Annotated in this window: 20 protein-coding genes and 2 pseudogenes; 15 read left to right on the top strand and 7 right to left on the bottom strand. The window is 63.9% G+C overall.

Features of this window, described 5'->3' with window-relative positions; all coding sequences use genetic code 11:
- Positions 1-66: 66 nt before the first annotated feature.
- Positions 67-363: a hypothetical protein gene (locus M1248_RS17105; protein ID WP_163724670.1), complete on the top strand. Its 297-nt coding sequence runs from the start codon at positions 67-69 to the stop codon at positions 361-363.
- Here M1248_RS17105 and M1248_RS17110 read toward each other — a convergent pair.
- Both M1248_RS17110 and M1248_RS17115 read right to left on the bottom strand, forming a co-directional pair.
- On the bottom strand, positions 342-1,853 hold the full coding sequence (locus M1248_RS17110; protein WP_317149150.1) for a HAMP domain-containing sensor histidine kinase: 1,512 nt from the start codon (positions 1,851-1,853) through the stop codon (positions 342-344). The genes M1248_RS17105 and M1248_RS17110 overlap by 22 nt on opposite strands.
- Positions 1,850-2,553 (bottom strand): annotated as a pseudogene (locus M1248_RS17115) (response regulator transcription factor). The gene M1248_RS17110 and the pseudogene M1248_RS17115 overlap by 4 nt, the downstream one beginning before the upstream one ends.
- 401 nt (positions 2,554-2,954) lie before the next feature.
- Here M1248_RS17115 and M1248_RS17120 point away from each other — a divergent pair.
- The 6 genes from M1248_RS17120 to M1248_RS17140 all read left to right on the top strand — a co-directional run bounded on the left by M1248_RS17120 (position 2,955) and on the right by M1248_RS17140 (position 7,578).
- The gene (locus tag M1248_RS17120) at positions 2,955-3,416 is read left to right on the top strand and encodes a hypothetical protein (RefSeq protein ID WP_317149151.1); all 462 of its coding nucleotides are present in this window, start codon (positions 2,955-2,957) and stop codon (positions 3,414-3,416) included.
- A gap of 136 nt (positions 3,417-3,552) precedes the next feature.
- Positions 3,553-3,852 (top strand): three-helix bundle dimerization domain-containing protein, encoded by a 300-nt coding sequence (locus M1248_RS33400; protein ID WP_410506681.1) that lies wholly within the window; start codon positions 3,553-3,555, stop codon positions 3,850-3,852.
- Positions 3,849-4,751, top strand: a complete 903-nt coding sequence (locus M1248_RS17125) for a universal stress protein (RefSeq protein ID WP_317149152.1) — start codon at positions 3,849-3,851, stop codon at positions 4,749-4,751. Before M1248_RS33400 ends, M1248_RS17125 begins: the two co-directional genes overlap by 4 nt.
- Positions 4,752-4,871: 120 nt before the next feature.
- Positions 4,872-5,864, top strand: coding sequence for an Acg family FMN-binding oxidoreductase (locus tag M1248_RS17130; RefSeq protein WP_317149215.1), 993 nt, complete (start codon positions 4,872-4,874; stop codon positions 5,862-5,864).
- Positions 5,865-5,980: 116 nt separating this feature from the next.
- Positions 5,981-6,562, top strand: a complete 582-nt coding sequence (locus M1248_RS17135; RefSeq protein WP_163724685.1) for a hypothetical protein — start codon at positions 5,981-5,983, stop codon at positions 6,560-6,562.
- Between the two features lie 125 nt (positions 6,563-6,687).
- On the top strand, positions 6,688-7,578 hold the full coding sequence (locus M1248_RS17140; protein ID WP_317149153.1) for a universal stress protein: 891 nt from the start codon (positions 6,688-6,690) through the stop codon (positions 7,576-7,578).
- 18 nt (positions 7,579-7,596) lie between these two features.
- Here the strand turns inward: M1248_RS17140 and dosR are convergent, their stop codons facing one another.
- From dosR to M1248_RS17155, 3 genes are read right to left on the bottom strand one after another with little or no spacing between them, the layout of a single operon-like run.
- Positions 7,597-8,247, bottom strand: a complete 651-nt coding sequence (gene dosR / locus M1248_RS17145; RefSeq protein WP_083126856.1) for a hypoxia response regulator transcription factor DosR/DevR — start codon at positions 8,245-8,247, stop codon at positions 7,597-7,599.
- Between the two features lie 40 nt (positions 8,248-8,287).
- The gene (locus M1248_RS17150) at positions 8,288-9,157 is read right to left on the bottom strand and encodes a universal stress protein (protein WP_163724692.1); all 870 of its coding nucleotides are present in this window, start codon (positions 9,155-9,157) and stop codon (positions 8,288-8,290) included.
- Positions 9,158-9,216: 59 nt separating this feature from the next.
- Positions 9,217-10,209 carry an Acg family FMN-binding oxidoreductase gene (locus tag M1248_RS17155; RefSeq protein WP_163724695.1) on the bottom strand — a complete coding sequence of 331 codons (993 nt, stop codon included), beginning with the start codon at positions 10,207-10,209 and terminating at the stop codon, positions 9,217-9,219.
- 115 nt (positions 10,210-10,324) lie between these two features.
- Between M1248_RS17155 and M1248_RS17160 the strand changes: the two are divergent.
- The 8 genes and pseudogenes from M1248_RS17160 to M1248_RS17195 all read left to right on the top strand — a co-directional run bounded on the left by M1248_RS17160 (position 10,325) and on the right by M1248_RS17195 (position 17,851).
- Positions 10,325-11,817, top strand: a pseudogene (locus M1248_RS17160) (AAA family ATPase).
- 29 nt (positions 11,818-11,846) lie between these two features.
- Positions 11,847-12,782, top strand: coding sequence for a universal stress protein (locus tag M1248_RS17165; RefSeq protein WP_163724699.1), 936 nt, complete (start codon positions 11,847-11,849; stop codon positions 12,780-12,782).
- Positions 12,779-13,600 (top strand): universal stress protein, encoded by an 822-nt coding sequence (locus M1248_RS17170; protein ID WP_163724702.1) that lies wholly within the window; start codon positions 12,779-12,781, stop codon positions 13,598-13,600. Before M1248_RS17165 ends, M1248_RS17170 begins: the two co-directional genes overlap by 4 nt.
- Positions 13,601-13,715: 115 nt before the next feature.
- Positions 13,716-13,985, top strand: a complete 270-nt coding sequence (locus M1248_RS17175) for a DUF1918 domain-containing protein (RefSeq protein WP_163724705.1) — start codon at positions 13,716-13,718, stop codon at positions 13,983-13,985.
- Entirely contained in the window at positions 13,985-14,839 is an 855-nt protein-coding gene (locus M1248_RS17180) for a universal stress protein (RefSeq protein ID WP_317149154.1), read from the top strand. Before M1248_RS17175 ends, M1248_RS17180 begins: the two co-directional genes overlap by 1 nt.
- A 45-nt stretch (positions 14,840-14,884) precedes the next feature.
- Positions 14,885-15,883, top strand: a complete 999-nt coding sequence (locus tag M1248_RS17185) for an alpha/beta hydrolase (RefSeq protein ID WP_317149155.1) — start codon at positions 14,885-14,887, stop codon at positions 15,881-15,883.
- 47 nt (positions 15,884-15,930) lie between these two features.
- Positions 15,931-16,734, top strand: coding sequence for an HPF/RaiA family ribosome-associated protein (locus M1248_RS17190; RefSeq protein ID WP_163736750.1), 804 nt, complete (start codon positions 15,931-15,933; stop codon positions 16,732-16,734).
- 217 nt (positions 16,735-16,951) lie between these two features.
- Positions 16,952-17,851, top strand: coding sequence for a universal stress protein (locus tag M1248_RS17195; RefSeq protein ID WP_317149156.1), 900 nt, complete (start codon positions 16,952-16,954; stop codon positions 17,849-17,851).
- Between the two features lie 66 nt (positions 17,852-17,917).
- On the opposite strand, the gene M1248_RS17200 is transcribed toward M1248_RS17195, so the two are convergent.
- Positions 17,918-18,811, bottom strand: a complete 894-nt coding sequence (locus M1248_RS17200) for a universal stress protein (protein ID WP_163724714.1) — start codon at positions 18,809-18,811, stop codon at positions 17,918-17,920.
- Positions 18,812-18,819: 8 nt separating this feature from the next.
- Complete coding sequence (locus tag M1248_RS17205; protein ID WP_317149157.1) at positions 18,820-19,704, bottom strand: universal stress protein; 885 nt, start codon at positions 19,702-19,704, stop codon at positions 18,820-18,822.
- Between the last annotated feature and the right edge of the window lie 70 nt (positions 19,705-19,774).

Genomic DNA, 19,774 nt, shown 5'->3' on the forward strand with positions numbered 1-19,774 from the left:
TGGTGGCGGTCCGTCGCGGACATACATTGGATGCACAAGCGGAACAACAACTTTGGAGGTTCTCCCATGAAGCACGTCATCTTGATCGGCATTACCGCTAGTGCTCTGGCGATTTCGGCGCTCTCCGTCGTCGGCGCTGCCTCGGCGGCACCGACCGGTCCGTCCGATGTCGACGAGACCGTACGGTCGCTCGAGGCAAGTGGTTACACCGTGATCATCAATCGGACCGGCGCCGCGCCGCTGTCGGGGTGCTCTGTCACATCGGTCCGTCCCGGGGTTACCCACCAGACGACTGACGTCCGAGGCAGCGACATCGAGCCGCTGATCGTCTCGGATACGGTCTATGTCGATGTGACGTGCTGAGCCACCGCCGCGACGGCCGGTATCCGGACGCTGAAAGTGGTTCTCCCTGAATCGGATTGGGCCTGTATCGTCCCGCCGTGTGCCTCCACGATCGAGGCGGCGATCGACAGGCCCAATCCGAAACTGCCGCCTTCCCGGGATCTCGACTTGTCGGCGCGCACGAACCGCTCGAACAGATGGGGGAGAAGTTCGGAATCAATCCCCGGCCCGTCGTCTGATACTGCCACTTCGGCGTAGGCCTTGCCGTCATCAGCTCGACCGGTCGCGACGATGGTTGTCACCGTCGTTCTTTCGGGTGTGTGCACCCGCGCGTTGGACAACAACACTGCCAGCATCTGATGCAGTCGGGCTCGGTCGCCACGAACCCACACCGCACCGTCGGGGACCTTGATCCGCCACTGATGGGTCGGTGCCGAAACCCTCGCATCGTTGACTGCGTCGGTCACCAACTCGGTGAGATCCACGTCGGCGTTGTCAAGATCGTGACCCTCGTCCAGACGCGCCAATAGCAGCAAGTCGGCAACCAGAGAACTCATTCGATGCGCCTCGGCCTCGATTCGTGCCAGCGAATACTCAGTGGTCTCGGGAAGTACCGAACTGTCCTGCCGGGTCAACTCGGCATAGCCGTGGATCGCAGCCAGCGGTGTGCGTAGTTCGTGACTGGCGTCGGTGATGAACTGACGCATGCGCCGATCCGACGCGGCGACATCGGCGAGGGCGCGTTCGACATGATCGAGCAGACGGTTGAGCGTGTCGCCGACGAGCCCGACCTCGGTGCGGGGATCTGTGTCACGGGCTGGAACGCGCGGTGTGATGGCGTAGTTGTCGCGGTCGAGCGGAAGGGTCGCCACCTCAGCTGCCGTCGACGACACACGCCGCAGTGGGCGCAGCGCGTACCGCACGATGGCGACCGTGCTCAGCGCCGTGACCAGCAACGCGAGTGCGGTCATCGCGGACACGGTCACGGTTTCACGCACCATCGCGTTCCATGCCGGCGTGCGCGATACTCCGGTCACCAGTATCTCGTCGCCGTCACCGGGGCGGCTGACCATCCGGTACCAACCCAGCCCGGGTAATTCGACGGTGCGCGGTCCCACTCCGGCCGCAGATGTCTCGGCGATCGCCCCGATTGCTATCTCCGGTGCGGGTCGTCCCTCGCCGTCGACGAAGTAGGCCGAATCGACGACCTTGCCATCCTGAATCAAAGCGACGACGTTGCCCTCCGCCTGCCCGATGAGTTGCGTGAGTGGCTTCATCGCCCCTGGCGGTGGAACGTCACCTGTTTGCAGCGGCGTGACCCGGTATTTCGTCACCGATTGGCTGAAACCGTCTGCGGCCCCCGATAGTTGGCTGTCGATGATGCCCAGTACCGAGGATCGCAGCGTCACCACCGACATGGTTCCCACGGTCACCAGGACGACCATGACCACGGCGGAAACACCGATGACCAGTTGTCGCAGCAGGCTCCACTGCCGCCACGCTTGCTTCATTCCGGTTGCCGCAGCATGTATCCCACGCCGCGTACGGTGTGCAGCATGGGTTCGTGGGCAGCGTCGATCTTCTTCCTCAGATACGACACGTACAGATCGACGATGCTCGATCGTCCGCCGAAGTCGTAGTTCCACACTCTTCGCAGAATCTCTTGACGAGTCACCGCCCGTCGCGGATTGCGCATGAGGAACCGCAACAGCTCGAACTCGGTGGAGGTCAATGAGATCGGCATACCGCCGCGGGTAACTTCGCGGCTGGCTACGTCGAGTCTGAGGTCGCCCACCGTCAGCGTCTCGTCATCGGTGGGGGTGAGATAGGCGGATCGGCGCACCAGTCCGCGCAGCCGCGCGACGAGTTCCTCGAGTGAGAACGGCTTCGTCATGTAGTCGTCGCCACCGGCGGTCAAACCTGAGACGCGGTCGGCGACCGAATCGCGTGCGGTCAGGAAAAGGATCGGTGTGTAGGTGGCGGAGTCACGTATCTGCGCCAGCACACCCAGGCCGTCCATGTCCGGCAGCATGATGTCGAGGACGATCACGTCGGGCGTGTTGGCGCGATATTTGTCGACCGCTTGGCGGCATCGTGTGCGACGTCGATCTCCCAGCCCTCGTATTGCAGGGCCATCCGCACAAGGTTGGTCAGCGCACGTTCATCGTCGACCAGGAGCACGCGAATAGCTGACCCGTCGGCGCGGTACATCCGGGGCAGTTGGCCGAGGACAGCGCGACGTGGCTCCCGGTTTCCGACTGGCGCAGACGTCACCCGACCATTCTCGCGGTCTTGCAGGCGGGCCGTCACCGTCCTCATAGGAATTTCACATGTACGGTCGCACGGGCCGTGGCCGATGCAAGTCGACTCGGTCGAAGGTGGCGCCATGACCTGCAGTGACGCCGGCACCGGGGAAACGTCGCCGTGGTCTCGACCGCCCAGGGTGATGGCCGCTGTATGTGCCGCACCCGGCGTCGACGGTCCGCGGTGCGGGTCAGTGACATAAACCGCCACCACATGGGACCTTCGGCCCTGGGATGCGGATTAGGTGAGGGGTGGTATTGGCGTCGAGATCGACAGATCTCGTGAATCATCTTCGAATCGAGGAGATCATGAGTGTGCAAGTGCAACACCGCACCCGGATGTTCGCCCGCGTGCTGGGTCCGTACTTGACGATCATCGCCATCATCGCCGCAGTGCGCGCCCCCGACATGCGGCAGCTTCTGTCCGAGTTCACCGCCAGCGATGTGTGGCCCTGGGTCATAGGGGCCTTCGTCCTCATGGGTGGCGTCGCGATCGTCGCGTTTCATCAACTCTGGCGCGGCCCCGCCGCGATCATCGTGTCCATCCTCGGATGGCTGCTCGTGGCGCGCGGGGTTTTTCTTCTCGCCTTCCCCGACACTTTCGCCTCGGTGGCCGATCGCGTCATCGGAGCGGCCGTCGTATGGCAGGTGGCGTACCTTGCGTTCGCGGTGATCGGTCTGTATCTGACATACGTGGGGTGGAAACCCGTCGGAAACGATCAGCGGGAATCGAATCTCCACATCAGTATCGATTTTCCCAACGCTGCCTGACGCGCTGACCGGTGGTGCACAGCATTGCGCAACCTCGTCGAGCATTCGTTCGGGCAAGCATCGAAGTGACCCTAGCCGCCGGTTTCGGGACTTTGGTCCGTAGATGATTGGCACTTCTTCGACGCAGACTCCAAGGATGACCACCTTCGCGGCACCGTTGGTGCGCGACGAACTGGACAGCGTCGTGTCGACACTGTGCACTCGACTCCCGGACCGCACGCGAAGTGAAGTCGAAGCGGTCGTGGCAGCGGTGTACGCCGAGTTGGCCGCCGGAGCGACTGTCACCGCCCATTTGATCCCGTTGACGCTCAATCGAAGTCGACGCCTTTTGAGCTCTGGGCCAAGCGAGACTTCGGATCGGCATTCGCCTGACCCGATTCTGATCGAGGCGAACACCGGAAGAAGCCTTCGGGCAAACGAAAGGAACGCGAAATGAACTCTGCCACAGGTTCTTCAGAGGCGAAATATCACGGAATCATCGTCGGGGTTGACGGCTCGCCTGCCTCAGACGTGGCGACGGAGTGGGCTGCACGGGACGCGGTTCTACGCAACGTGCCGTTGACGATCGTTCACATTCTTCCGGCGACGTCTATCGGGCCGTGGGTGGACATGCCCATATCGGCGGACTATTGGTCGGAGTGCGACCGACGCGCCGACCAGATAGTCGATGACGCGATGCGGGTGGTCGCCGAGGCGACCTCCGGCGCACCGGACCTCGCCACGGCGCGTCGCGTGGTTTCCGGATCTGCGGTGCCGACGCTCGTGGACATGTCGAAAGACGCGGAAATGGTGGTAGTCGGGCGCCGCGGTCTCGGCGGCGTGGAGAGGCTTCTGCTGGGCTCAGTCAGCTCCGGCCTGCTACACCACGCGCATTGTCCGGTGGCGGTGATCCACGACGAAGAGCCGGTCACGGACTACTCCGTCGCGGCGCCCGTGCTCGTCGGTATCGACGGGTCGCCGGCCTCCGAGCAAGCGACGGCCATCGCCTTCGACGAGGCGTCGCGGCGTGGCGTAGAACTGGTGGCGGTGCACACGTGGATGAACAACGCGGATTTCCCCCTCGATGTGCCCCCCGAGGGTGTGGCCGAGCAAGCCGATGAGGAACTCGCGCAACGGCTTGCAGGCTGGGGCGAGCGCTATCCGGATGTCACCGTCCGCCGCGTCATCGGTCAGGACAACCCGGTGCACCGTCTGCTCGCGGAATCCGAACGTGCGCAACTACTGGTGGTAGGCAGCCATGGACACGGAGGGTTCGCCGGTCTTCTCTTGGGTTCGGTGAGCTCGGCCGTGGCGCAGGCGGCACGCATCCCGGTCATCGTGGCACGCCGGTCCTAAGACTACGATTTCGACTCCGCAAGTCATATGTGTCTGGGTCTTTAGACCCTCTCGATGTTGACCCATACAGCGGCACTCTGGAAAGAACACAAGAACTTCTCCTATCGAGGTGGTGACGAGATGAGCGCACATTTTCCAGATGCCGAGACCATCAGGTCGGCGTTGCTGCTGGCGCTTCGGGCGCCGTCGGTGCACAACTCGCAGCCGTGGCGTTGGGTGATCGGCGATCGAAGTCTGCATCTCTACGCCGACCGCGATCGGCAACTGCCGAACACCGACCCCGACGCCCGGGACCTGTTGCTGAGTTGTGGTGCCGCGCTTAATCACTGCGTGACCGCCTTCGCTGCACTGGGATGGGCGGCCAGGGTCCACCGGTTCCCCAGCCCCGCCGATGCTGACCACCTGGCTTCGATTGAGCTTCGCCGGCAGGCGCCGGCCGATCTCGACATCGCCCTGGCGGCGGCGATTCCACGCCGACGCACTGACCGCCGAAATTACAGTCACTGGCCGGTCGCGAAGGGCGATCTTTCGTTGGTGGGCGCGCGCGCTGCACGTGCGGGTGTGACCATGCGCCGGATCGACGACCTCTCACATCTGAAGGTCATCGTGGCCGAGGCCGTTTCGCGCCATTCGGCCGACTTCGCTTATACGGCGGAATTGGCAGCGTGGAGCGGGAGGTACGCGTCGGAGGCCGGGGTTCCTGCTCGGAGCACGCCGGTGCCGGATTCGACAGCGGTGATTCCTGCGCGGTGGTTCGCTGGCCCAGCGCTCGCTCAACCGCCCGATCTGGAAGCAGCCGAGGACAACGCCACGGTTGTCGCCCTGGGCACCTCGAGTGACGACGACCTGTCGAGGTTGCGCGCCGGCGAAGCGACGAGCGTGGTACTCCTCACGGCGACTGCGCTGGGCCTCGCCACTTGCCCGATCACCGAGCCGCTCGAGATTCCCGAAACCCGAGAAGCAGTCAGGGCGGACGTGTTCGGTGAGGAAGGCTATCCCCAGATGCTGTTGCGCATCGGCTGGGCTCCGGTCAACAGTGATCCGTTGCCCGCCACACCGCGCCGCGAACTGGCAGAAGTGGTTGCCAGGTTGGACAATTCACGGCTCGACTGAGCAGTGTGCCGTGAACGTACTTCGGTCACGTCGACTTCGACGTGTCGGGCAAGCCGGTTTGGTGGCGTCCGCACGGCCGGCACCCGGCCGCCGTTGAAAACCTGAAGAGAGACGTCATGCAACAGTTCACGATCACGTGGGGTAGGTATTGGTTCAGCCGGATTGCGGGGCGCAATCCGCTGGTGCGGCGTGACGACCGAATTCAGGCTTGGCTAGTCCTTCTCGCTGCCCTCGTCACCGTTCTGGCATTGCCTGTCGCTGCTGCCATCGGAACATCGGTCTACGACGCCCGTAGCCGGTTGTATGCGGAAGAGGCCAAGCACCGACACGCGGTGACCGCCACTGCGCTCGAGAACAGCACGGTCGAGGTGGGTCCAGGCTCCGCGGATGTCTCCATCTTTGTCCGGGCCTCGTGGACTTCGGCGGGTAGCGATCACGTCGACGTCGTCAAATGGGCTGACGAGGCGACGGTCGGAGATCAAGCCGAAATCTGGGTTGACGACATCACCGGCGGACCCGTCGACGCGCCTGTACGGCCGAGTCGTGCAGCCGGCGATGCCGTGGGCGTTGCGTTGACCGTCTGGTTCGCCGTGCTGGCAATCACCGCCAGTACTGCGTATCTGACCCGGCTGCGAATCATTCACCAACGAGGCATCCAATGGGATCGCGAGCTGGAAGCGCTCAAGTACCAATCATGATCAAACAGAGGACCTTTGACCTACCGAGTAGGTGACCACCGCCCCCCGACTGGACTCATCGATGAACGTAGCGTCGTAGTCATTGTGGCCGAAGACGTCCGGCCCTGGGCAGAAGGAGTCTGCAAATGTCAACCTCCCCTACTCATCACGGCATTCTTGTCGGCGTCGACGGTTCGCCTCCGTCGAAGGTCGCCGTTGACTGGGCAGCGCGGGAAGCCTCGATGCGCGGGGTTCCGCTGTCGATCATCCACGTCATTCAGTCACCCGCTGTCCGAATGTGGCCCGAGGTCCCCATGCCCCGCGAGGTCGTCGCGCGCATGGAGAGAGACGGCCAAGAGATGCTCAGTGACGCACGCAGAACCGCGGAAGAGGCGACCGCGGAAACCCGCCAGATCCATATCGAGACGGAGACCATCGCGGGCGGTGTCCTGCCCACACTGATCGATCTGTCCAAGGACGCGGAAATGATCGTCGTGGGATGCCGCGGTACCGGGCCGATCAACCGGCGACTGCTCGGGTCGGTCAGCAGAGGTCTCATTCAGCACGCTCATGCCCCAGTCGCGGTCATACATGATGAGGTCCCGATGACGGCGTTCCCCGCCGCGGCGCCTGTCCTTGTCGGCATCGACGGTTCGCCGGTATCCGAGGCGGCTACCGCGGTCGCATTCGAAGAAGCTTCTCTCCGTCGCGTCGACCTCATTGCCTTGCACGTTTGGAGCGACTTCGCGCTGTTCGACGTGCCCGAGACCGAGTTGGCGGCTGTGCACCGGCGCGCGGACGAGACGCTGTCTGAGCGCCTGGCCGGCTGGCAGGAGCGTTATCCCGACGTGCACGTGCGGCCCGTCGTCGCCCTCAACCGTCCCGTGCATCAGTTGCTCGAGAGGTCCGAGGCGGCACAGCTGACCGTCGTCGGCAGCCACGGCCGAGGTGGGTTCGCAGGCATGCTGCTGGGTTCTGTCAGTCTGGCCGTGGCAGAGTCGGCGCGCATGCCGGTTCTGGTGGTACGCCCGACCTGAGATTGCTCAGGCGGTGGCCTACTCCTCGGGGCGGCGCTGGGACTGATCGAGTTTCGACACGAACACCGCCGCCTGGGTGCGGCGTTCCATACCCAGCTTGGCCAGTAGTCGTGATACGTAGTTCTTGACCGTTTTCTCCGCCAGAAACATCCGGGCAGCGATCTGCTTGTTGGTCAGGCCCTCGCCCAGCAAATCGAGCAGTACCCGCTCTTGGTCGCTGAGGCCGGCCAAGGGATCGGACTTCTCTGCAGCTCCCCGAAGTTTGGCCATCAGCGCTGCCGCAGCCCGGTTGTCCAGAAGTGAACGGCCGGCCCCGACCTCTTTGATCGCCTGAGCGAGCTCCATGCCCTTGATGTCCTTGACGACGTACCCGCTCGCACCGGCCAATATCGCATCCAACATCGCCTCGTCGGACGTGAACGACGTGAGCATCAGACAGCGCAGATCCGGTAGCCGAGACAACAGATCGCGGCACAGTTCGATGCCGTTGCCATCGGGGAGCCGCACGTCGAGGACTGCGACATCGGGCTGGAGGGCGGGAATACGCGCCAGCGCCTGGGCCGCAGATCCGGCCTCACCGATCACCTCCAGCTCCGGATCGGCGCTCAACAGGTCGATCAGCCCGCGCCGGACGACTTCGTGGTCGTCGACGAGAAAGACTTTCACCATGTGAAATCCCCTCTCCGGAATGGCAGCCACGACGCAAAAATCACAATACGGCGTGTGGTTGACAGATCAGGACCGAACAGCCTGCTTCGTGCAATGACGCGTAGCCGGGTGGCCCCACCAAATCCCTTATCCCGCGTGCGCGCTCACGACCGACGACCAGTAACTGGACTGAGTCGGCATGTTCCGTCAGGTAGTTGAGGGTGTTCCCGTGCACCACGACGGGCTCGACGTCGAGGTCGGGGTAGCGCTTCTTCCACTTCGCAAGTTGACGGTCCAGCTGCGCCTTGGCGCTCCTGTTGCCCTCGGCCACGGGGCGATTGTTGTACACGTCGGTGAACCGGGTCTGCCAGCTGGTCAACACCCGCAGCGGTGCCTGCCGAAGCCGTGCCTCCTCGGAGGCATGCTGCAGGATGCGGTTGCCGACGGGCGACCCCTCGATCTCGGCAACCACCCAGTCGCCACGCCGAGGGCGCGAGTTATGGCCGCGGACAATGGCCACGGGGCAACGGGCGGAGGCCGTGACTTCTGCGGCCGTGGAACCGATTCGGCCCTGCGCGCAGTGCTCTGGGCCCGTGTCTCCCAGGCACAGCATTGCGGCCGCCGCGGACGCATCGATCAGCGCCCGAGCCGGGCGGACCCGCAGGATTTCCATCTCGATCTTGACGGGCTTCGCGGTGGATTCGACGGCTGTGACCGCACAGCGAACCGTGGTCTCTGCGGCGGCAAGGTCCTCCGCCGCATCTCCCAGCTCAGAGCCGGAGGTGTGTTTGGGGTCGATCGCATAGACGAGGCGTAGGGGGATATCGCGGCTAACGGCTTCGTCAACGGCCCACAGTGCGGCATCGAGCGCTGAGTGCGTACCGTCCAGACCGACCACGACTGAGGCCGGCGAATGCGTCGGGTCTCGCATGGTGGCTCCTTGGGCTTGGCGTTACGGCGGGAAATTCAGAAACGAAAGCCGCTGCCAGGTCAGAGATCCTTCGCCCGAACATCGAAGACTTCGTCGATCGGCCGCCGCGGCGTCGGCGGTGGCTTGTCGTCGATCTCCGGAGCTGATCCGACACGGATCAATACCTGGGGAGTGGTCGGCTGGTCGATCAACGATGCGACGATGTCCCGGCCCGGATAGAGCTCGGTGATATTCGTCAGCGTGCACGTGGCGAGGCCCGCCATCGTGGCCTCCAGCAACACCGCGGAGAGCATTTCGCCGCACTGCAGGACAGAAGTGCGGTCGATGTCGTAAGTCGAAAGCACAAGAATCTTCGCGTGGTCCCGGCCGACCTCGAAGCGCCGATCTGTGTCGTGGGTGACTGGGAAGTTACGTCCGACACCGACACGGTCGCCTTCGGAGGCAGACACCAGCGAACTGTGGGGTATCCCGTCCGTCGCCTCGAATGGTCCTGTCCACCATGATAATTCCGAGTGGTAGGACGAATCGTAGAGGCGCAGCGACTCGGTGAGCTTGGCCGCGCTCGCAAGTTCGGCACGTAATTCGTCGGCGATCACGTCGAGGCGGACTGCATCGGAGGTGACGTTACGGCGCAACTGTGATTCGGCCGTCGCCCAGTCTGGCGGCTCAGCGTAGGGGAGGCGATCACTCCGCCGCAGCAGAATCGCGTCGGCACGACGGATGTGCCCCTCGGTGACGAACTCCATCGGGCTGAAATCGACCGACGCCAAATGCAAAGAGTTGTTGGGATTCGGATATCGGTCGACGTGAGAGGCCCACCCCGCCGCAGCCATGGCGACGCGAAAATGGTCGAGTACGGCACCACAGCCGATCAGGGCGTCACGGCCGGTGTGGTCGGTCGAATGCAGGACGCGTTCCTGGTCGAGGAACAGATGGACCGCTTTGCCTGCGGCGACCCAATGCCACGGTTGGCTGTTGTGCAGCGATGGTGCGCGGCACGCCAATTGCACTGCATCCTTGATCACTTTGGTGTCGACCATGGTGTCACGCATGTTTCTAGCTTGGGAGCTGGTTCCGCCCACAACCAGGGTAAATGGTCCTTAAGCCTGGGCCTTAGGACCCTGGCCGACCGGACGCCGCGGGATGAACCATCTGGGTATGGATGGCATGACGGCCGAAATGAGCGGCGTCGAAGCTCCCTGGACGATCGCGGGCAACCTGGACGCCCAGGTGCGCGAGACGCATACGGGTGTGGTCGTCCTTCTTGGTGACAAGGCGTACAAGGCAAAGAAGCCGATCGCCACCGACTTCCTCGACTTCACCACTACGCAACAGCGGGAGGCCGCCTGCGCGCGTGAGGTCACACTCAACAGCAGGCTCGCCCCGGGCAGCTACCTGGGGGTTGCGCACTTTGCCGGCCCGGGTGATGGCCCTGCCGAACCGGTGGTCGTGATGCGGCGCTACGCCGACTCGACGCGCCTGGCATCGCTGGCCAGAGGTGGTCGCCCGGTCCACGATCACTTGGAAGAGATCGCGGACAAGCTGGCGCGTTTCCACGCCGAGGCGCTGAGAAGCGCCGCGATCGACAGCTTTGGGACAGCCGAAGCAGTTTCAACGCGATGGCGGCAGAATCTCGTTGAACTGCAGCGGTATGCGGACACCGTAATTCCCAGCGAGCTGCTCGATGAGGTCGAACGGTTGTCGGCGCAATTCATCGCAGGCCGGGGCGAACTGTTCGCCGAGCGCATCAGCAGCCGCCGAGTCGTCGACGGGCACGCGGATCTGTTGGCCGATGACATCTTCTGCACACCAGGGGAACGGCCATCCTCGACTGCCTCGAGTTCGACGACAAACTGCGATATGTGGATTCCATCGACGACGCAGCATTTCTCGCGATGGACCTCGAATTTCTCGGTCGCCGTGACCTCGGCGAGTTCTTTCTCGAAGCGTACTGTCGCTCAGCTCGCGACCCCGCCCCAGATGCCCTCAAACACGACTATGTCGCATACCGCGCACTGGTCCGCGCCAAAGTCGATTGCGTTCGCTTTGCGCAGGGTCATGAGGAGGCTTCTGCCGATGCGCGGCGGCATATCGACATCGCGCTCGATCATCTGCGGGCCGGTACGGTTCAACTCATCGTCATCGGGGGAGGTCCCGGTACTGGGAAGACAACTCTGTCACGTGGTTTGGCTGAACAGTGTGGGGCAGAGGTCATTTCAACCGATGATGTGCGCCGTGAGCTCGAGCAAACCGGCGTCATCGCCGGAGCGATCGGTGTTCTGGACTCGGGTCTGTACACACGCGAAAACGTGAATGTCGTGTACGACGAGGTTCTTCGGCGGACGCGGATGTTGCTGGGCCATGGCGTGTCCGTGATTTTGGACGGGACTTGGCGCGATCCCGGGCACCGTGCTCGCGCCCGGCGACTAGCCGGCGAAACGCATTCGCCGATAGTGGAACTCACGTGCACCGTACCTCTCGACGAGGCCTCGGAGAGAATCGAGAACCGGTCTGTGACATCCTCTGATGCGACGCCGGAGATCGCCACCGCGATGGCAGAACTCACCGGCGTTTCGAGCGATGGTCATCCCATCGACACCACTCGCCCGCTCGCCGACTCGATCGCCGAGGCCCGCCAAATCTGCTGTCTCGCGATTTGACGACGCTGACCGGAGAAAGGCGAGACATCATGGAAAACAGCGTAAATCCCGTCGTCGTCGGAGTCGACGGCACGGACAACGCGATGCGCGCGGCCCGTTGGGCGGCGGGCGTCGCGCACAAGTTGGGGACCCCACTGCACATCGTGCATGCCCGGCCCTCTCCCGGTCACAATCCTTCAGATGTCATCGCCGCTGTGCGGGCCTGCGAGATGTCCGCGCAACAGGAAAGGGCCTCGGCCATTCTCGACGCTGCCAGCCGAGCGGTCCATGGCGATCACCCCGACCTGCGCATCACCACTGCACACGTGTCTGAAGCTGTCGATCGATTGCTGGTCGATTTGAGCCAGCATGCGAGGTTGATCGTCCTGGGCTGTGACGACCTCTCGGTCGCCGCGGCTGTCCTGATCGGCTCGACCACCGTTGCGGTGGCGGCGAACTCGATGTGCCCCGTGATCGCCTGGCGGGGAGACGCGACGGCGCCCACCGGTCAGCCGATCGTCGTAGGCGTCGACGATGACGACCCTAGCCGGGTGGCGATCACGTCAGCCTTCGAACTCGCCGATCGATTCGCGGTGAACATCGTCGCCGTCCATGCGTGGTCCACGCGTCGATCAGCCGGCGATGTCACTCTGCCGTTCATGATCGACTGGAATGCGGTCCACGCCGACCAACGCGAGCACCTCGTCGACGCATTGGCGCCGTGGACACGGCAATATCCAGACGTCGATGTGACGTACGTCGTCGATCAGGACAAGCCGAGTCGAGCCCTTCTGAATCACTCTGACGGTGCGCAGCTTGTGGTCATCGGCAGTCGTGGGCGCGGTCCGTTGGCGGGTGCGGTGTTGGGTTCGACAGGGCTCAACCTGCTCCACCACTCCTTGATTCCGACGATGATCTGCAGATCAATGGGCGCACGCGGTGACGTCTCATTCGAGCATCAATTCAGAGAAAGAGCTCAAGAATGAACAATGCGGCGAGATTACCGGTGGTTGTCGGGATTGATGGCTCGAAACATGCAGTCCACGCGGCACTTTGGGCAGTCGACGAAGCAATCGATCGAGACGTACCGATGCTACTGGCCTGCGTCGTCAACCCAGACGCAAAGGATCTCGAGCGCGAATACGCCTATGCCAGGCATGCGATACACGAGGCGTGGATCGCCGCTGAGGCCACCGGCCAGCCCGTCAAACTCGAGTCAACGATATTGCAGGGCGATGCCACCGAACAACTCAGGGAGGCATCGCGATTGGGGCAGCTGATCTGCGTCGGATCACGAGGGACGGACGACTCACCCCACGATGAGCGCGGATCGACGGCCGCGGCACTGGCGCAGGTCGCCTTCACCCCCGTAGCGATCGTCCGTCGCCGGCACCCCCACAAGCCATTGACCGACCCGCTCTGGATTGTGGCTGCGGTGGACGAATCACCGGGCGGCAGCGCGGTGCTGCAAACGGCGATAAACGAAGCGACTCTGCGAAAGGCACCGGTGTTGGCGCTGACGCGATGGCGGTCGGCGGTGACAACCGAACCCGACGACAAGCGCGATGTGCGCACGCGGCTCGCCCAGTACCTCGCTGAGGCGAGGGAAGACGACGACGCAGATGTCCAAATCCATGCGCTGCCGATCTCGGATCACATCGGCGGGGTGTTGGCGCAGAGCGCCAACATCGATCAACTGGTGATAGTGGACGCAAATGACCCGGTGCTGACGGCTGAGGTCGTCGGTCCTGAAGCGCGAAAGGCGCTTCGCCACACCAACTGTTCTGTACTGGTTCTGCGCTGACTGACGAGGGGACGCACAATGGAGCGCTTGACGCGGTATGCCGAGTTGGTAGCGCTGTGCTGAGTCTCGTTGCCGATGCACGATTGGGTGGTGACGTACGAAAGGAGACAGTGTGATGAAGGCAGAGGTCGGGGATTGGTTGGTGATGAAAGGCCTCACCATCGACCAACACGAACAGCGCGGACTGATCATGGAGGTGCATTCCACCGACGGGTCACCCCCGTATGTGGTCCATTGGCTGGATAACGACCACGTGGCGACCGTGTTTCCGGGCCCGGACGCACTCGTCGTGACGGCCGCGGAGCAACGGGCGGCCGACGAGCGCGCCGAGCGGCGCATCGCGGCGGTGCAGGCCGGCATCGATCATCAAGCCGACAGCAAATAGTGGCCGATTCCGGGATCGTCGTCGGCACTGACGGGTCACCGACGGCAGACGCGGCAATCCGCTGGGCCGCCGAGGATGCCGCGATCCGCAACGCTCACTTGACCATTGTGCATGCGATGCCGCCTGTCGTCGGGACGTCGCTTGCCACGCCGGTGCCGCCCGGTGTCTTGGAGTGGGAGCGTGAGAGCGGTCGACAGCTCCTCGACGACGCAACGGCTACGGCGAAAGCGGCTGCGGGAGAGCGCCTGTCGGTATCGACGGAAGTATTGGTCTCCGGGGCTGTTCCGGCGTTGGTAGAGCTCTCGCGAGAGGCGCAGCTGGTGGTCGTAGGCAGTCGAGGAAAAGGCATGCTCACCCGAACCGTACTCGGCTCCGTGAGCATGGGGTTGGTGCATCATGCGCGCAGCCCCGTGGCGGTCATCCGCGGCACCGAGCGACCCGCGGGCGATCAGCCGATTCTGTTGGGATTCGACGGCTCTCGCGCTACGGATTCAGCTACCGCGCTCGCCTTCGACGAAGCCTCTCGACGCGGTGTCGGGCTGGTGGCGCTGCATGCCTGGTGGGGTTCTGGGGCGTTCGAATTCTCGCTGGACTGGGACGACCTGCGCGCCGACGTGGAGGACTCCATGGCCAAGCAATTGGCCGGGTGGCAGGAACGCTATCCAAACGTGCCTGTCCGACAGATTGTTGTTCGGGATCAGCCGGCACGCAGGCTCGTCGACAACTCGAGCTCAGCCCAACTGATCGTGGTGGGCAGCCACCGCGCAGGAGGTTTCGCCAGCACCCTTCTGGGTTCGGTGAGCACCGCGGTGGTGCAAGCAGCCCAGATCCCGGTGATCGTCGCGCGGTCATAGATTCATATTCGCGTTGCGCTGAAATTCGGCCCGAAGAGGTGTGTAGTGACGAAAAGCTATGTCAAACAACGAGTCTCATTCGACTCGGAAGGATCTGTCATTGCCGGTGTGCTATACGTGCCTGACGGGGAAGCCGGGAATTGGCCATGTGTGGTGATGGCACACGGATTTTCCGGGACCATGGATTGGATAGTGCCTGATTTCGCCGACAGGTTCGCCGATGGCGGATTGGCGGTCTTGATCTTCGACTACCGATGCTCGGGTGAGAGCGAAGGTGAACCGCGACAGTGGATCGATGCTGGTCGCCAACGTGACGACCTGCGTCACGCCCTCGAGTTCGTGCGCTCCCGCAGGGACATCGATGCGAACCGAATCGCCCTGTGGGGCACGTCGCTTGGTGGGAGCCATGTGGTTCAGGTGGCGGCGGAGGACTCAAGAATTGCGGCTGTCGTCGCGAATGTCCCGGGTTTGGACCTGGTCGCCGGACTCCGTGGGCGCCACCGTCCGCCGGGTGCGCGATCGAGCCCATGGCAGATCGTGATGGCGACAGGAAACTTGCTGGGCGCAGCCATCCTCGATGCGGTCCGCGGTGTTGTCGGATTGCCGCCCCACTACATCGCCATCTACGGACGCGCTGGGCGAGCGGTCTTCAGCGACCCGACCCTGGCCCCACTCTTCCGGAACGTGGAACAGAACGCGCCGTCGTGGCGCAATCAGGTGGCGCCACGGTTCTTCTTCCACGTACCCCGTTACCGGGAGGGCACGATCGAGCGCATCACTGCGCCGCTGATGGTCACGGTGGCCCGCGACGACGAAGTGATTTCGACTGCGTTCGTCGTGGAGAAGGCTTCGAGAGCCCGGCGTCACGAGATCCGCGAGTATCCGGTGAGGCATTTCGACATGTACCACGGTGCTGTACGGGACCAGGTGGCCGCCGATCAGCTGGCGTTCCTCCAACACCACTTGGGAAGCGGGTTCTGCGACAACCAGAGCGCGCATGGGCACTCGGCCACCGATGGGGGACCAAGGTCGCCATCCGCGTGACCGAAGACCCTCGTATCCGCACCGGCTTGCGGCGTATCAACGAGGTCATGACGCACAACGTTGATTCGCCACCCGTCGACGTCGACGTGACGACGCACGGCGTACTTCCGGGCGCAGCCGATTACGCGCGGAGCAAGATCGGAGGGCTGGGCAAGTTCGCGCATCAACCCGTGTTGCACGCCCACGTGAAGCTGACAAGGCACCGCGATCCTGCGATCTTCCGCCCGGTTGTCGCACAGGCAAATCTAGATGTGCAAGGCCGGCTCGTCCGGGCGCAGGCCGAGGGTGTCACCGCGCGTGAAGCGATTGATCGCCTGGCGGCGAGGCTGCGTCACCAACTCGGGCACGCCGCCGAACACTGGAAAGCGACACGGGGCGCGATTCGGCCGACGGCCGCCTATCCATGGCAGCACGGCTCGAGGCCGACTCGCCGGCCGAGCCACTTTCCACGCCCGGTGGACGAACGTCGTGTCATCCGACGCAAATCGTTCGCCATGGCCCCTTGCACGGTCGACGAGGCGGCCCTTGAAATGGACCTGCTGGACTACGACTTTCATCTGTTCAACGAGAAGGCTTCCGGGGTCGCCGGTGTCCTCTACCGCGGTGGCCCGACCGGGTATCGCCTGGCGCAGGTGGCGCCGCCCACCTCCCCGGACGTGCTCGCACCTTACGAGCTGCCACTGACGATCAGCCCCCATCCGGCCCCGTGCATCACCGTCGAGCAGGCCGCCGAGCGTCTCGGACTCCTCGGACTGCCATTTCTGTTCTTCATCGATGCTCGCCAAGGCCGCGCCGCCGTGCTCTACCTCCGCTGCGACGGGCACTACGGATTCATCACTCCGGCCGGTTAACGCCTGCTGTCCCGCCGGCGTACCCAAGATCAGGCGGCGCCGGACCTACCCCTAGCGGCTCCGGCGCCGCTGCCTGCGCTCGGCCGAAACCCGCGTCTGAGAATCCGATTATTGCTTCGAGGGCCAAATGGCCGATTCTTCCGGGACCAACGCCTCCTGCAGCGGGCACGCGATGTTCGTAGCGTCACCTATGTTGGTCGATTCCCAGGGAGAACGAATGTCCACGCGAATCGTGCATCACGGTGTGGTCTTCGGCGCGGACGGGTCTGCGCCATCCCGAGGGGCGGTCCGCTGGGCCGCGCGCGAGGCAGTGATGCGCCATACCCGCCTGACGATCGTTCATGTTGCCGACTCCATCTCGGTCCCGGCATCGACGTTGGCGTGGCCAGGCGGCCGCGTCCCCGACGAAATGTTCGAGATGCGGGAGAACGACGCCCGCAACGTCATCGCAGAGGCAATCAGCGCCGCGCAGGGCGCCGTTGCCGGCGAACGTCCGGAGATCGACAGCGAGCTGCTCTTCGGAAGACCTGTACCGTCTCTCGTGGACCTCTCCAAGGACGCCCAGATGGTGGTGGTCGGCCGCCGCGGACGCACCGGACGGCATCAGCGCCTACTCGGGTCGGTCAGTTCAGGCTTGATCCACCACGCCCACTGTCCCGTCGCGGTCATCAACGACGAGGATTCGTCGTTGTCGCCGTCCTCGGCCCGACTGCCGGTTCTGGTGGGGGTCGACGGTTCGCAGGATTCCGAGTCGGCCTTGGCGATGGCGTTCGACGAAGCTTCCTGGAGGGGAGTGGATCTGGTCGCACTGCGCGTCCTGTGGAATGCCGACGTTTCGCTATTCGGTATGGGATGGTCGGATCTGCGACGTGTGGCTGAGAAGACCCTCGCCGAAAGCATTGCCGCATGGAAATGCCGGTACCCGGAGGTCAACGTGCGCGTGGTGGTCGAATTCGAGGACCCGGCGCGCCGTCTGCTCGAGCAGTCTGAAACAGCGCAACTGGTCGTGGTCGGCAACCGAGGGCGTGGCGCGGTCGCCGAGATGTTTCTCGGTTCGGTCAGCTCCGCTTTGGCGAAGGACGCACCTACTCCGGTTCTGGTCGCCCGTCAGCGCTGACGAGAAGACAAGTCCGGCGCACCATTTTGGCGCAAACGCGCACACAACCCGAGGGCCGCCACGCTGCTATTGTTCCTCAGGTTCGTTGTGGCACAACATCACCGGTACAGGACAGTGGTGCAGCAGGTTCAGGCTGGTGGAGCCAAGGAGCGCACCCGCCAGGGCATTGCGACCTCGGCTGCCGACCACGACGAGTTGTGCATCCACCACATGTTGCATGAGGGCCTTGCCGGCACCATCGGTCTCGACGAAGAGTGTCACCGCGACGTTCGGATACAACTCGGTCCAAGGGTCGAGCACGTTCAAGAGGCTCTGCCACCGGAGGCCCTCCAGAGCATCCCAGTCGACACCGTATGGGGTGATGGCGTCCACCGGCGGGCGAAACGCCGACCATGCGTGCACGGCGTTGAGCCCCAACCCGAATCGGTCCGCGAACTCGAAGGCGGCCCTGAATGCTTTCGGCCCGGTGTGCTCACAGTCGACGCCGAGCACGACGGGCTGGTCGGTCGGCACCGCATTGCTCCCGCGCCACGCGATCACGGGACAGGCTGAATGTGCCGAGACGGCAAGCGTTGTCGATCCGATCATCAATGCGGCCGCTGGAGTCACATCCTCGGACCCGAGAACGACCAACCGCGCGTGACGGCTCCGCTCCGTCAGGAGAACGTCGGTGGGTTCGTCCGAAAGAATGGTGGTGATGTCGAGCGAACGGAAGTCGCCGCGTATCTCCTCCTCGACGGATTTGAGCATTGATTCAGCTGACTCGCGCTGGGCGGTGACCGCTGCTGCCAACAGCGCTGCCGCCGCGTCGGTCAGTGGACGGCCCGTGGCGTGGCGCCCGTTGACGATCTCGAGAGGCGCGCCGAACTTCTCGGCGACCGCAGCCGCCCAGCGCGCCGCACCCCTCGATGCAGTCGTGCCGTCCACGCCGACAACGACGGGCGCTGTGACGGTGGGCATCTCGGGACTCACCGGGACCGGACGACGATCACCGGAGCGTGGGAGGCCTGGGCCACCTTCGAACCGACGGAGCCCAGCATCATCCCGCTGAAGCCGCCGCGCCCGTGGCTACCGACCACGACGAGCTGAGCCTTCTGTGATTCGTCTACCAGCCAACGCGCAGGTTGATCGCAAACGATTCGACGCTGGATGTGGACGTCTGGATACTGGTCCTGCCAACCGGCCAGCCGTTCGGCCAGTATCTCGTGTCCTTCATCCTCGTACCGGTGCCAGTCCATTCCGAGGACGGGGAGGACGCCCACGTCACTCCATGCATGCAGCGCCACAAGATCCACACCTCGCCGTGATGCCTCGTCGAAGGCCAGTGCCGTCGCATCCTCCGAACTGGGCGATCCGTCGATGCCGAGTAAGACAGGAGAGTCATCGTCGGGCGCCTTGACGTCGTCGGCATGGATGATCGCGACCGGACCGTGCCCGTGGTGAACCAGACCGTTGCTGACTGAACCGAGCAAAGCGCGGCCCAGAGCGCCCATACCCCGGCTACCGACGACGGTCATGAACGCGTCGCGCGACCCGATGACCAACGCCGATGGGGCGTCCGTATGTCTCGTCTCCGTTCGGACAGGTGGCGGCTGCGATTCGCCCGCGCCCGCCTGAACTATCTTCTGCGCCTTCTCGATCACCTCACGGGCGCTCGCCTCTTGAGATTCGACGAAACTCGCCTCCAGATAAGCCACCGGCCAGCTCACGCGTACGGGCGGGATGGCATGCATCAGTGTGAGGGGTTGGTCGCGCAAGACGGCTTCTTCGGTCGCCCAGCGTATGGCGGCTTCGGACTCCGGCGATCCGTCAACTCCTACCAAGATTCCGTATCGTGTTCTGTCCCGCGACATTGGTGTTCCCGTCTACTTGTTGGAGTAGCGACTGGTGAATTTCGGACGTGTCTGTTCTTGACGCTATGTC

The organism is Mycobacterium sp. 29Ha, assembly GCF_032883055.1.
Taxonomy (GTDB): Bacteria; Actinomycetota; Actinomycetes; order Mycobacteriales; family Mycobacteriaceae; genus Mycobacterium; species Mycobacterium gallinarum.

Coding starts and splice junctions, on each gene's coding strand:
- M1248_RS17105 (WP_163724670.1), top strand. CDS start 67: ATGAAGCACGTCATCTTGATCGGCATTACCGCTAGTGCTCTGGCGATT.
- M1248_RS17110 (WP_317149150.1), bottom strand. CDS start 1,853: ATGAAGCAAGCGTGGCGGCAGTGGAGCCTGCTGCGACAACTGGTCATC.
- M1248_RS17120 (WP_317149151.1), top strand. CDS start 2,955: ATGAGTGTGCAAGTGCAACACCGCACCCGGATGTTCGCCCGCGTGCTG.
- M1248_RS33400 (WP_410506681.1), top strand. CDS start 3,553: ATGACCACCTTCGCGGCACCGTTGGTGCGCGACGAACTGGACAGCGTC.
- M1248_RS17125 (WP_317149152.1), top strand. CDS start 3,849: ATGAACTCTGCCACAGGTTCTTCAGAGGCGAAATATCACGGAATCATC.
- M1248_RS17130 (WP_317149215.1), top strand. CDS start 4,872: ATGAGCGCACATTTTCCAGATGCCGAGACCATCAGGTCGGCGTTGCTG.
- M1248_RS17135 (WP_163724685.1), top strand. CDS start 5,981: ATGCAACAGTTCACGATCACGTGGGGTAGGTATTGGTTCAGCCGGATT.
- M1248_RS17140 (WP_317149153.1), top strand. CDS start 6,688: ATGTCAACCTCCCCTACTCATCACGGCATTCTTGTCGGCGTCGACGGT.
- dosR (WP_083126856.1), bottom strand. CDS start 8,247: ATGGTGAAAGTCTTTCTCGTCGACGACCACGAAGTCGTCCGGCGCGGG.
- M1248_RS17150 (WP_163724692.1), bottom strand. CDS start 9,157: ATGCGAGACCCGACGCATTCGCCGGCCTCAGTCGTGGTCGGTCTGGAC.
- M1248_RS17155 (WP_163724695.1), bottom strand. CDS start 10,209: ATGCGTGACACCATGGTCGACACCAAAGTGATCAAGGATGCAGTGCAA.
- M1248_RS17165 (WP_163724699.1), top strand. CDS start 11,847: ATGGAAAACAGCGTAAATCCCGTCGTCGTCGGAGTCGACGGCACGGAC.
- M1248_RS17170 (WP_163724702.1), top strand. CDS start 12,779: ATGAACAATGCGGCGAGATTACCGGTGGTTGTCGGGATTGATGGCTCG.
- M1248_RS17175 (WP_163724705.1), top strand. CDS start 13,716: ATGAAGGCAGAGGTCGGGGATTGGTTGGTGATGAAAGGCCTCACCATC.
- M1248_RS17190 (WP_163736750.1), top strand. CDS start 15,931: ATGACGCACAACGTTGATTCGCCACCCGTCGACGTCGACGTGACGACG.
- M1248_RS17195 (WP_317149156.1), top strand. CDS start 16,952: ATGTCCACGCGAATCGTGCATCACGGTGTGGTCTTCGGCGCGGACGGG.
- M1248_RS17200 (WP_163724714.1), bottom strand. CDS start 18,811: ATGCCCACCGTCACAGCGCCCGTCGTTGTCGGCGTGGACGGCACGACT.
- M1248_RS17205 (WP_317149157.1), bottom strand. CDS start 19,704: ATGTCGCGGGACAGAACACGATACGGAATCTTGGTAGGAGTTGACGGA.